Origin of the sequence: Pseudomonas sp. PONIH3 (genome assembly GCF_002934345.1) — a bacterium.
GTDB classification, from domain to species: domain Bacteria; phylum Pseudomonadota; class Gammaproteobacteria; order Pseudomonadales; family Pseudomonadaceae; genus Aquipseudomonas; species Aquipseudomonas soli.
Map to the genome: position 1 here is coordinate 632480 of NZ_CP026386.1, position 13699 is coordinate 646178.

Consider the following 13699-nt stretch of genomic DNA (forward strand, 5'->3'; position numbering starts at 1 on the left):
TTACTGCTTCACCCTGCTGTGATACAGGGCCTGCCCGTCATGCCACCACGCCGCCAGGCTGAACACATCCGGCACCTTGAGGATGCTGAAGTGGTTGCCCGGCCCCTGCCACACCTCCAACTGCGGCAGCCATTCACGCCAACCGTCTTCCATCGCCTGCTGCTCGCATTGGTTGCCGGCGGCGTCCAAGCTCGGATCGGCCACCAGCACCAGCCGCGCCAAGCCATTGAAGCCACCCTCGGGGCGATACACCGTGCGCAGCGCCGTGGCGAAGGTGCGCACCACGCCTTCAAGTGCCTGCGGCGAAGAGCGCGACGGCATCAGGCCGACCCGTACCATCGCCGCGTGCAACTGGCGCAGCTGCTCCTGATCGTCGGCTTCGGCGAAGGCTACAGGCTCGATGCCCAACGTCTTGCCGGTGGACAGTTGCAACGACTCGATAAGCCGCTGCAGGGCCTGGGTATAGGTGTACGGCTTGCCGCAACTGCCCCCCGCGCCCGGCGCCTCGCTGTCGATCAGGGTCAGGGAGCGCACCTCGCGCCCCTTGGCCTGCAGGCGTATCGCCATGGCATGGGCCACCCAGCCTCCGAACGAGTGCCCGACCAGGTTCAACGGCCCTTCGGGGTACAGCGCCTCGATGGCCTGGACATGGCACGCCGCAGCCACCTCGACCGAGCAATGGGGCACTTCACCCGCAGCCAGGCCGCGCGCCTGCAGGCCATGCACCGGCCAGTCCGGCCCCAGCGCCTCGGCCAGGCCGACGAAGCTGGTCACGCTGTCGCCGGCGCCCGGCACGCAGAACACCGGCACATGGCCCGGCACGCCGCTCTGGATTGCCAGTAGCGGCTGGTGCGCCGCCGGCGCGAGCGCCGACGCGGCCTGCATCGCCTGGGCGATGGCCTGGCCGAGCACGGCGGCTTGCGGGTCCTGCACCATGCTCTGGTGATCGCCCGGCACGCTCTGGCACTTCAGCTCCTGCCCAGGCAAGGCCTCGGCCCAGCCCAGGCTCGGGCTGTCGGTGACGATACCGGCGCTGCGCTGTTCGGCGACGAACAGGTGCAGCGGCACCGGCAACGGCGCCAGGCGATAGTGAGCCAGGGCATGGCCATGGGCCAGGTGACGTTCGAAGAAGTGGCGCAACTGTCCATCGCTGGCCTGGGCCAGGCCCGGCACCAGCAACTGTCGCTCACGGCAGAGGGCAAGCAGTGCCTCGAAGGGCAATGCGCCCGGCTGCAACGCCTCGATCTCGGCCAGTTGCATAGCCCCCGCCTCGCCCTGCGCCTGCCAGTGCACGCGGCAATGCAGCAGCAACTGCGCTTGCACCAGGTGCGGCCCTTGCCAGCGCGCCTTGCCCTGGTCGCTCAGGCGCGGCACGTAGGTGTCGATCAGGCCGACGAAGGCCACCGGCTCGTCCGCGCCCAGCAATTGCGCCGCCACCTCGTAGGCCAGCACACCACCGAACGACCAGCCGGCCAGGCGATACGGCCCGTGTGGCTGCACGGCGCGAATCTGCCGCACCAGGCGCGCCGCCAGGCACTCCATGGTGTTCAGTTGCGCCTGCCCAACGGCGACGCCGGCCAGCCCATAGACAGGGAAATCACCTTCGATATGCCGCCCCAGGACCGGGAAATACAGGTCCAGGCCACTGAACTCATGGATCAGGAACAGTGCAGGCTGGCTGCCGGCGGCACGCACCGTGACCAGGCCTTGCGCCTCGTCCTCGGCCGCCACCTCGTCGAGCAGCGGCGCCAGGGCGGCGATGGTCGGGTGCTGGAACAGCTGGGCGAGGGTCGTGTGCAGGCCGGCCTGGCGCATCTCGCCCACCAGGCGGATCGCCGACAGCGAATGCCCGCCCAGTTCGAAGAAGTTGTCATGCCGCCCAACCCGCTCGACCTCGAGCACCTGCGCCCACAGCGCGGCCAACGCCAGCTCCACCGGCGTAACCGCCGCCTCGAACACCGCCACGGCCAGGTCTTGCGCGCCCGGCAGCGGCAGCGCCCGCCGGTCGACCTTGCCATTGTTGGTCAACGGCAACGCCTCGAGCACAACGAATGCCGCCGGCAGCATGTACTCCGGCAGCCGTTCGCGCAGGAAGCCGCGCAGCGCCACACCGTCGAGTGCCGCGTCGGTGCGGGTGTACCAGGCCACCAAACGCAGCGGGCCCTGTTCCAGGCGCAAGGCCATGACCACGACTTCATCCACGCCCGGGCACTGGGCCAGCTGCTGCTCGATCTCGCCCAGCTCGATGCGGAAACCACGGATCTTCACCTGGTCGTCACTGCGCCCCAGGCACTCCAGCTGGCCATCCTCGCGCCAACGGGCCAGGTCACCGGTGCGGTACAGCCTGGCGCCGGGCCCGGTGCCGAACGGATCGTCGAGAAAGCGTTCGGCTGTCAACTGCGGACGATTCAGGTAGCCGAGGGCGACGCCGTCGCCACCGATGTACAGCTCGCCGGTGACGCCCTCGGGCAGCAAGCGCCCGTGGCAATCGAGGACATAGGCCGTGGTGTTGCCGATCGGGCCGCCGATCGGCACATGCTCGGTGCCGTCGACTACCGCCCGCACAGTGCTGGCGGTGGCGAAGGTGGTGGTCTCGGTAGGCCCGTAGCAGTGCACCAGGCGCAACTGCGGCGCCCGGGCCAACAAGGCGCGGAAGCTGGCGGGCTCGCCGCGCTCGCCGCCGCACAGCAGGATGCGCAGCCCGGCCAGGGCTTCGGGGATCAGCTGCACATACTGGTTGAACAGCGCCGTGGTGACGAACATCACGCTGGCGCCGCCCTGGCGCAGGGCGGCGGCGAACTGCGCCGGCTCGACCAGGGTCTGGTGGTCGATCACCAGCACCTGGCCGCCGTTGAGCAGGCCGCCCCAGACATCCATGGTCGCGGCGTCGAACGCCGGGTTGGCGACGAAGGCGAAACGGTCCGTGGCGTTGAAGTCGGCATAGCCGTTGTTCAGCACCAGCCGGGCGATGCCGCGATGAGTCACCCTCACGCCTTTCGGCGTGCCGGTGGAACCGGAGGTGTACATCACGTAGGCCACCGCGTCGGCCTCCAGGGCCAGGCCCGGGTTGTGCGCGGGCTGCTCGTCCAGCGCCAGGCAGTCCAGGTCGATGCGCCGCGTCTCGCAATCCGCCGCCAGGCTGCCGAGGGTCAGCAGCATCACCGCCTGGCAGTCCTGGACCATGAACGCCTGGCGCTCGGCCGGGGCGTTGATGTCCAGCGGCACGTAGATCGCCGAACACTTGAGCACGGCCAACTGCGCGACCAGCAAAGGCAGCGAGCGTGGCAGCAGGATCGCCACATGAGCGCCGGCCGCCACCCCCTCGCCGATCAGCCAGTGCGCCAGGCGGTTGGCCTGCTCATTGAGCTCGGCGTAACTCAGCTGGCGCTCATCATGCAGCGCCGCCAGCGCCAACGGATGGCGCGCCACCTGTTGCTCGAACAGGCGGTGCACGGGCACCGACCTGGGGTAGTCGCGCTGCGTGGCGTTGTAGCCGAGCAATCGGCGGCGCTCCTCGGCCGGCAAGATGTCCAGCCGCTCCAGGCCTTGCTCGGGATCATGCGCCAGGGCCTCGATCAGGTGTGCGAGAGCCTGCTCGAGGTAACCGCACAGCCGCCGGGCGTCCAGGCCCGCCGCGCACTGCGCGGTCAGACTGAAGCGCTCCCCGAGGTCGTCGATGCTCAGGGCCAGCGGGTAGTTGCTGCGTTCCTGCGCATGCAGCAGCTCGATGCCCTGCCAGGCACGCCCACTGGCAGTGTCATGGGCCAGCGCGGCGGCACTGTGGCGGTAGTTGAGCAAGGCGCTGAACAGCGCCGCGCCGGGCGGCAACGCACTGCAGCGCTGGGCCAGGGCCAGTTGCGCATGCTCATGCACCAACAGCCCGGTCAGCCGGCGATGGGTGTCCAGCAGCGCCTCGCGCACCGGCAGGCGGCCCACGTCCAGGCGCAACGGCAAGGTGTTGATGAACACACCCAAGGCCCGCTCCATGCCTTCACCGCCCTGCAGGCGACCGAGCAGCACGGTGCCGAACACCACGCTGTCGCGCCCCGACAACTGCCCCAGCACCAAGCCCCAGGCCAGGTGCATCAGGCTGGCCGCGCCGACACCCAGCAGCCGCGCCTGTTCGCGGGCCCGCCGCGCCAGCCCGTCGTCGAGCCAGTGCTGGGCTTCGGCCACGGCGTCGGCGTGGGCCAGTGGATGCGGACCGTAGGCCAGGGTTGGCTCGTCGATATCGCCCAACTGCTCGCGGAAGTACGCCTCATGCTCGGCCTCGCCGGCACCCTGCAGCACCTGGGCGATGTAGTTGCGGTACGGCACCGGCGGCGGCAAGCGCAGCTGCTCGCCGAGCAGGCAGCCCTGCAATTCGGCGCGCAACACGTCCTGGGCCACGTGGTCCATGACCAGGTGGTGGAACAGCAAGGTGGCGGTGATCCGCCCGCTGCACGGGTCCTCGCGGTGTACCAGGCGCAGCAGCGGCGCGCGGGTCAGGTCCAGGCGCAAGCTGATCGGCTCATCCGCGGCCAGTTCCTGCACGGGCAACGCCGCCTGGCGCCATACCACCTGCACCGGCTGCGCCAGACCTTCCCAGTACAACGAAGAGCGCAGGATGTCGTGCCGGGCGATCACCTGGTCCAGCGCCTGGCGCAATGCCTCCAACCGAGCCTGGTCGGCCACCGCGAAACGCGCCTGCAGCAGGTAGGGGTCGTCACCCTCGCTGGCCAAGTGGTGATAGAGGATCCCCGCCTGCAACGGTCCCAGCGGGTAGATGTCCTGTAGATTGGCGGCACCGCCAGGCACCTGGTCGACGATCCGCTCGATGTGCGACTGCTCCAGCGCCACCAACGGCAGCAAGTCCGGCGTGATGCGCCGGCAATCGGCGCCGATGCGGTTGGCCGGCACCCGGCTTGCGCCATGCTGGCCCAGGGTCGCGGCCACGGCGGCCAGGGTCGGTTCGGCGAACAGCACGCGGATGTCCGCGTCCAGGCCCTCGGCGCGCAAGCGGGCGATCAGGGTCACGGCCAGCAGCGAGTGGCCACCGAGCTCGAAGAAATGATCCTGGCGCCCTACCCTCGGCACGTTGAGCAACTCGGCCCATAGCGCCGCCAGATGGCGCTCGGCCTCGCCTTGCGGCGCCTCGTAGGCACGGCTGAGCACCGCGTCGGCACCGGGGTCGGGCAACCGCTGGCGGTCGAGCTTGCCATTGGCCGTCAACGGCATGGCCGGCAGTGCCACGTAGGCCGACGGCACCATATAGTCCGGCAACCGTGCCTGGGCATGCTTGCGCAATGCCGCCACGCCCGGCGCGCCATCGTCGGCCGTGAACCAGGCGACCAGGCGCTCGTCGCGCAGCAGCACCGCCACTTCGCGCACGTGCGGATGGCTGGCCAGGCAGGCCTCGATCTCGCCCAGCTCGATACGCAGACCATGCAGTTTCACCTGGAAATCGTTGCGGCCAAGGAACTCCAGCTCGCCATCGGCGCGACGACGCACCAGGTCGCCGCTGCGATACAGGCGCTCATCGACCACGAACGGGCTGGCACCGAAACGTTCGTCCTCCAGCGCCGGCAGGCCCAGGTAGCCACGCGCCACGCCGACGCCGCCGATGTACAGCTCGCCCACCACGCCCCGCGGTACCGGCAGGCCATGGCTGTCGAGCACATACAGCCGGGTGTTGGCGATCGGCCGACCGATCGGTGGCGCCCCTTCGGGCACGGGTTGCCGGGGCTCGAGGGTCCAGACGCTGCAGTCGACGGTGGCCTCGGTGGGACCGTAGACGTTGTGCAGCCGCACCAGCGGCAGGCGCTCACGCAGTTGGCGCAGCAACGCCGAAGTCAGCTCGCCACCGCCACAGACCACATCGGTGAGGCTGTCGCAGGCCGCGCTGGCCTCCAGGGCGAGGAACTGCTGCAGCAGCGCGGGCACGAACTGCACCACGCTGACCCGCTGGCGCTGGATCAACGCCGCCAGGTAGTCCGGGTCGCGCTGGCCATCCGGGCGCGCCAGCACCAGGCGCAGGCCGGCACACAACGGCCAGAACAGCTCCCAAACCGACGCATCGAAGCTCACCGGGGTCTTGTGCAGCAGCGCGCCTGCGGCGCTCGGGGCGATCAGTCGCGAGCTCCAGTGCACCAGGTTGCACAGGCTGCGGTGCTCGACCATCACCCCTTTCGGCGTGCCGGTCGAGCCGGAGGTGTAGATCACGTAGGCCAGGTGGCGGGCGCCAAGGCCCGGCACCTGTGGATTGTCCGGCGACTGCTCGGTCCAGTCCGGCTGGTCGAGGTCCAGCCGCGCCACCGGGCTGTCGCTGAAGCGCCGGTTGCTGGCGGCATCCACCAGTAACGCCAGCGGCGCGCTGTCTTCGAGCATGTACGCCAGGCGCTCATCCGGGTAGCCCGGATCCAGCGGCACGTAGGCGCCACCGGCCTTGAGCACCGCCAGCAGCCCGACCAGCAACCCTGGCCCTCGCGCCAGGCACACGGCGACGCGGCTGTCGGCGATCACGCCCTGTTCGATCAGGCGGTGGGCCAAGCGGTTGGCCGCCGCATTCAGTTCGGCATAGGTCAGTTGCCCGTCCTCGGCCTGCACCGCGACGGCCTGCGGCGTACGCGCCACCTGCGCCTCGAACAGCGCATGCAGTGGTTGCTGCAGGCCGCCGATCCGCTCGCTGGCGTTGCAGGCCACCAGTTCCTGGCGACGTTCGGCGGCGCCGAGCAACTCGACTTTCGCCGGCACGGCCTGGTCGCTGCCCGCCATCGCCCACAGCAGTTGCTCCAGGTAACCCAGGTGCCGCTCGATGGTCGCCCGGTCGAACAGCGCGGTGGCGAACTCCAGGGCGCCGCCGTAGCCATCGGCGGTCTCGCCCAGGCTCAGGGTCAGGTCGAACTTAGCGAAGGTCTGCGCGCCGCCCAGCGCCTCCAGTTGCAGCTCACCCAGGCGCAGGGCCTCGCCCGGCACGCCGTTCCACGCCAGCGATACCTGGTACAGCGGTGTGTGGGCCAGGCTGCGCGGCGGGTGCAAGCGTTCCACTACCTGTTCGAACGGCAGGTCCTGATGGTCCTGGGCCTGGCTCACGCAGGCCTTGACCCGGGCCAGCAGCGCGCCGACATCGGGGCTGCCGGCGGTATCGATGCGCAGCGCCAGGGAGTTGACGAACAAGCCGATCAGCCCCTCGACCTCGGCTTGCCGGCGGTTGGCCACGGGGGTGCCGATCACCACCTCGGCCTGGCCGGACAGGCGCGCCAGCAGCACCGCCCAGGCGCCGGCGAAAAGCATGAACGGAGTGACTCCATGACGCAGGCACAGCGCTCGTAGATCTTCGCTCAGGCGCCGGTCCAGGCGCACTTCGACGCGGTCGCCCAGGTAGTCCTGACGGGCCGGTCGTGGCCGGTCGGTGGGCAGGGTCAGCAGCACCGGCGCGCCGGCCAGGGCTTGGTTCCAGTAGTCGCCCTGGCGCTGCAAGGCGTCACCGCTCAGCCAGCGACGCTGCCACAGGGCGTAGTCGCCGTACTGGATCGCCAGTGCCGGCAACGGGTCGTCGCGGCCTTCGCTGAAGGCCTGGTACAACGCCGCCAGCTCCTGGGTGAACACCCCCATCGACCAGCCGTCGGCAACGATGTGGTGCAAGGTCAGCAGCAGCACATGGTGCTCCGCCGCCAGGCACAGCAGGCGGCCGCGCACCGGCAGCTGGTGCGCCAGGTCGAATGGCAGCAACGCCTCGGCCTGCATCAGCTCGGGCAACTGCTGCGCCGCGCTGCGCAGGTCATGCCAGGCCAGGGCGAAGCCGCCCCGTCCGGGCGCCACCCGCACCCGTGCCTCGGCGCCTGCTTGGGTGAAGTGGCTGCGCAGGCTCTCGTGGCGTTCGACGATGCGCTCCAGCGCCCGCTCCAGGGCGGCACGGTCCAGCGGGCCGCGCAAGGCCAGGCCCAGGGGGATATGGTAGGCGGCGCTGGCATCGTCCATCTGTGCCAGGAACCACAGCCGTTGCTGGGCGAACGACAGTGGCAGGGACTGGCCGCGCGGCGCCGGCTCGATGGCCGGCAGTACGTCATGGCGATCCTCGGCCACGGTCGCCGCCACCGCCAGCAGGCGGTCGTCGGCGAACAGCTCGCCCAGCGACAACTCCAGGCCCAGCCGCGTGCGCACCTGGCCAACCATGCGCATGGCCAGCAGCGAATGGCCGCCCAATTCGAAGAAGCGGTCCTGACGGCCTATCCGTTCCAACTGCAGCAACTCGCACCACAGCTCGGCCAAGGCAACCTCCAAGGCCCCAGCCGGGGCCTCGTAGGCCTGGCTGTGCGCCTCGCGCTCGGGTAACGGCAGGGCCTTGCGGTCGACCTTGCCATTGGCGGTCAACGGCCAGGCATCCAGCCGTACCCAGGCTGCCGGCACCATGTAGGCGGGCAGGCGCTGTTGCAGCGCGGCGCGTAGGGTACCCACCGGCTGCGCCTCGGCGCCGGCAATGTAGTAGGCCACCAGCCGCGGCTGCCCGGGCTGGTCCTCGCGGGCCAGCACCAGCGCTTCGGCGACACTCTCCAGGGCGAGCAACTGCGCCTCGATTTCGCCCAGTTCGATGCGCAGGCCGCGCACCTTCACCTGGTCGTCGTTGCGGCCCAGGTAGTCCAGGGTACCGTCGGCATTCCAGCGCGCCAGGTCGCCGGTGCGGTACATGCGTGCGCCGGGCACCTCGCTGAACGGATCGTCGAGGAAGCGCTCGGCGCTCAGCTCTGCGCGGTTCAGGTAGCCCCGCGCCACGCCGGCGCCACCCACGTAGAGTTCGCCGGCCACACCGCACGGCACCAGCTGCCGCGCATCATCCAGCAGGTACACGCGGGTATTGGCGATCGGCCGGCCGATGTCCAGCACGCCGCCCGGCAGCACCAGGCCCGAGGTGGCGACCACGGTCGCCTCGGTAGGGCCGTAGTTGTTGACCACGACAAAGCCGGGATCGCTGTTGAACTGGCGCAGACGGTCGCCACCGATCAGCAAGGTGCGCAGGGTCGGGTGGCGCAGCCCCTGGGCGAAGGCGTACTCGGCGACCGGGGTCGGCAGGAACGCCACCTTCAGGGGTTGCTCCAGCCACCAGGCCAGCAGACCGTCGAGCTGCTCGTTGCCCAACTGCGCCGGTGGCAGGTGCAGCACCGCCCCGGCGCACAGGGCCGGCCATACTTCCCAGGCCATGGCGTCGAAACCGAAGCCGGCGACACTGGCGGTATGATCCCCGGCGCCGAGTTCGAAGGCCTTGCAGTGCCAGTGCACCAGGTTGGCCAGGGTACGGTGCTCGACCATCACGCCCTTGGGCTGGCCGGTGGAGCCAGAGGTGTAGATCACGTAGGCCAGGTGGCCGGCCTGCAGGCCGGGGACCTCGGGGTTTTCCGCACGCTCCGGCCAGTGCGGCCTGTCCAGTGCCTGCGCCGCCACGCCCAGTCCTGCAAGACGCGGCAACAATGCCTGCTGTGCCAGCACCACCACCGGAGCGCTGTCCTCGAGCAGATAGCGCAGCCGCTCGTCCGGGTGCGCCGGGTCCACCGGCACATAGGCGCCGCCGGCCTTGAGCACCGCCAGCAACGCCACCAGGGTGTCGAGGCCCCGGCGGGCCACCACCCCCACCCGCTCGTCGGGGCCGACACCCTGCCCGAGCAGGTACTGGGCCAGGGCGTTGGCGCGCTGGTTCAACTCGCCATAGGACAGGGACATTTCGCCTTGGCTGGCGGCCAGTGCCTGCGGTGTACGGGCCGCCTGGGCCTCGACCAGGCCATGCACGGTCTGCCCGTTCGGGAACGCCAGGGCACTGCGATTGAAGGTATCCAGCAGGCGCTTGCGCTCGGCCTCGCCCACCAGTTCGACCTCGGCCAGCGGCGCCTGGTCATTGGCCAGCATGGCGCGCAGCATACTGTCGAAATACCCGGCGAAGCGGCGCACGGTGCTTTCATCGAACAGCGCTGTGGCGTACTCGAGGCTCCCGACCAGTGCCTCGCCCTGCTCGCCCATGCTCAGCGACAGGTCGAACTTGGCTACCTGGCCGACCTGTTCCACGCCTTCCAGCCGCAGCCCCGCCAGGGTCGGCGCGGCGCCCTCGGTGGCCAGCCAGTTGAGGGTGGTCTGGAACAACGGGGTATGGCCGAGGCTGCGCGCCGGCCGGACGATCTCCACCACCTGTTCGAAAGGCAGGTCCTGGTGCGCCTGGGCGTCGAGCAGGCGCGCCTTGACCTGCGCCAGCAGGCGCTCGGTGCTTGGCGCGCCGGCGGTATCGATACGCAGGGCCAGGGTATTGACGAACAGGCCGACCAACGGCTCCAGTTCGGCGCGCCCGCGCCCGGCCACCGGGCAGCCCACCACCACCTCGGCCTGCCCGCAAAGCCGCGCCAGGGTAGCGGCCCAGGCGCCGAGCAGGACCATGTACAGGGTCACCTGGTGCCGCTGCGCCAGGGCCCGCAGGCCGGCCCCCAGGCGCGCATCCAGCTGCAGCGCCAGGCTGGCGCCGCTGAAATCCTGGCGCGTCGGTCGTGGACGGTCGCTGGGCAGGCTCAGCAAGGTCGGCGCGCCGTCCAAGGCCTGGCGCCAATAGTCGGCCTGGCGTTGCAGTTGCTCACCGGCCAGCCAGCGCCGCTGCCACACGGCGTAGTCGGCGTACTGGATGGCCAGCGCCGGCAACGGGTCGTCCTTGCCCTCGCGCAGCGCCGGATACAGCGCGCTCAGTTCGCGGGTCAGCACGCCGAGGGACCAGCCATCGGCGACGATATGGTGCACGGTGAGCAGCAGCACATGGTGCGCCTCACCCAGGCGCAGCAGGCTGGCCCGCAGCAATGGCCCCGTTGTCAGGTCGAAGGGCGCGGCGGCCTCGTCGCGCAGGTGCCCGGCCAATGCCTGCGGCGCCAGCGTCCGGCGCTGCAGCCAGCCGGATTGCGGGGTCGCGGCGATGATCACCTCGGCACTGTCGCCGCAGGGTACGAAGCGACTGCGCAGGCTCTCATGGCGCGCGACGATGCGCAGCAAGGCGGCCTCCAGCGCATCGGCATCCAGTGCTCCGCGCAGGCCCAGCGCCAGCGGCACATTGTAGGCCTGGCTGCCGCCTTCCAGCTGAGCGAGGAACCACAGGCGCTGCTGGGCAAACGACAGCGGCAAGGGTTGCTCACGGGACACCGCGACCAGCGCTGGCAGCTCGCTGCGCCCGGCGCCGGCCAGCACCTGGGCCACCGCCGCCAGCTCGGGGTTGGCGAACAGGTCGGCCAGGGCCAGTTCCACGCCGAGGCGCAAGCGCACCTGGGAAACCATACGCATGGCCAGCAGCGAATGCCCGCCCAGCGAGAAGAAGTGGTCATGCCGACCAACCCGCTCCACGTGCAGCAGCTCGCCCCACACCTGCGCCAGGGCCTCTTCCAGCTCACCCTCGGGGGCCACGTAGGTACGCTCGAACAGGGCCGAGCGTTCCGGCGCTGGCAGCGCACGGCGGTCGAGCTTGCCGTTGGCGGTCAGGGGCAGTGTGTCCAGCGACACATATGCCACCGGCACCATGTACTCCGGCAGATGGGCCAGCAACTGCGCGCGCAGCTGCTCAGGCTGGGCCGGCTCCAGGCCCGCCTGGGCGGTGAAGTAGGCCACCAGCCGCGGTTGGCCGGGCTGGTCCTCGCGGGCCACCACCACCGCCTCACCGATGCCCGGCAGGCCGTTCAGGCGGCTTTCGATCTCGCCCAGCTCGATGCGCACGCCGCGAATCTTCACCTGGTCGTCGTTGCGGCCCAGGTAATCGAGGGTGCCGTCGGCCAGCCACCGCACCAGGTCGCCGGTACGGTACATGCGTGCACCGGGTGTCGCGCTGAACGGGTCGTCGAGGAAGCGTTCGCGGGTCAGTTGCGCGCGGTCCAGGTAGCCACGGGCGACCCCGGCGCCGCCGATGTAGAGCTCGCCGGGCACCCCCAGGGGCACGGGCTGCAGGTACGCATCGAGCACGTACAAGCGGGCGTTGTCCACTGCGCCGCCGATGTGCAGGGTGCCGCCCGCCTCCACCACGCCAGAGCTGGCCACCACGGTGGTCTCGGTGGGGCCGTAGTTGTTGACCACGGCGAAGGTCTGGGTGCGGTTGAACTGGCGCAGGCGATCGCCGCCGATCAGCAAGGTGCGCAGGGTCGGGTGTTCGAGCTGGTGGCTGAAGGCATACTCGGCCACCGGCGTGGGCAGGAAACTGACATCCAGCGGCTGGGTACGCCACCAGGCCAGCAGCGCGTCGAGGTCTTCATGGCCTTCGCTGGACGGGGCCAGGTGCAGGGTCGCCCCCGCGCACAGCGCCGGCCAGACTTCCCAGGCCATGGCGTCAAAACCGAAGCCGGCCAGGCTCGAGGTGTGGCGCCCCTGGCACAGGTCGAACGCGCGGCAGTGCCAGTCCACCAGGTTGTTCAGGTTGCGGTGTTCGACCATCACCCCTTTGGGCTGGCCGGTGGAGCCTGAGGTATAGATCACATAGGCCAGGTGCGCCGGGCCCAGGCCGCTCACCTGGGGATCGTCGTGGCGCGCTGGCCAGTCCGGCTGGTCGAGTGCCAGCACCGGCGTCGCGCGCGTGCCCAGGCGACCGCGCAGCGCCTGCTGGGTCAGCACGGCCACTGGCGCGCTGTCATCCAGCAGGTAGCGCACGCGCTCGTCGGGGTGTGCCGGGTCCACCGGCACGTAGGCGGCGCCGGCCTTGAGCACCGCGAGCAGGCCGACCAAGGTGTCCAGGCCGCGCCGGGCGAACACCGCCACCCGGTCGTCGGGGCGCACGCCCAGGCCGATCAGTTGATGGGCCAGGGCGTTGGCGAGCTGATTCAACTGCTGGTAGCTCAGCGACTGGTCGTCGCAGGTGGCGGCCAGGGCCTGCGGATGGGCCTGGGCCACGGCTTCGATACGCTGGTGCAACGGCCCATGAGCATCCGTGGCGCCAGGGGTCTGGTTGAAGGTTTGCAGTATGTGCTCGCGCTCTTCGTCCGGCAGCATCGGCAACGCGCGGACTGCAACCCCGGGTGCCTGGTTCAAGGCTGCAAGCAGGCTGCGCAGGGTCTGCTGCAGATAGGCGCAGACGCGTTGCGCCGGCACCTCGGGGCTGGCCAGCAAGGTCAGGCGGAAGGCTTCGCCGAAGTCGTCGACACTCAAGGTCAGCGGGTAGTTGGTGGCCTCGGCGGCATGCACGATCTCGATACCTGCCCAGCCTGCCCGGCGCACCGCCTCGGAGCCTGAGGGCGCGCTGTGGCGGTAGTTGAGCAAGGCGTTGAACAGCGGGGTCGGCGCCGCCACGCCGCTGCAGCGCTGGGCCAGGGCCAAGGGCGCATGCTCGTGGCGCATCAGCGTGCTCAGACGCTGGTGGGTGGCCTTGATCGCCGTGGCCAGGTTTGCGGCATCCAGGTCGACCCGCAGCGGCAAGGTATTGATGAAGATGCCCAGCGCCCGGTCGGTGGCCTCGGCGCCTTGCAGGCGCCCCATCAGCACGGTGCCGAACACCACCTGCTCGCGCCCGGTCAGGCCACCCAGCACCCGCGCCCAGGCCAGGTGGAACAGGCTGGCGACGCTCACCCCCTGGCTGCGCGCCTGGCTGCGCAGGTCGCGGCACAACGCCAGGTCGAGATCCAGGGCGTGCTCGTTCAGCGCCGCGCCGTCACCCTGCACATCGCCCAGGCCATAGGCCAGGGTCGGCCCGTCGACAGCACCGAGCATGTCGCGGAAGAACGCCTCGTGC

1 protein-coding gene (only partly in view) is annotated in these 13699 nt (G+C 70.3%); it reads right to left on the reverse strand.

Translation table 11 applies throughout. The annotated features are described in order from the left end of the window. Positions 1–13699, reverse strand: the 3' portion of a protein-coding gene (locus C3F42_RS02935) for a non-ribosomal peptide synthetase (RefSeq protein ID WP_104443934.1). The gene runs 836 nt beyond the window's last position; only the last 13699 of its 14535 coding nucleotides appear in the window; the start codon falls outside the window, past its right edge; the stop codon is at positions 1–3.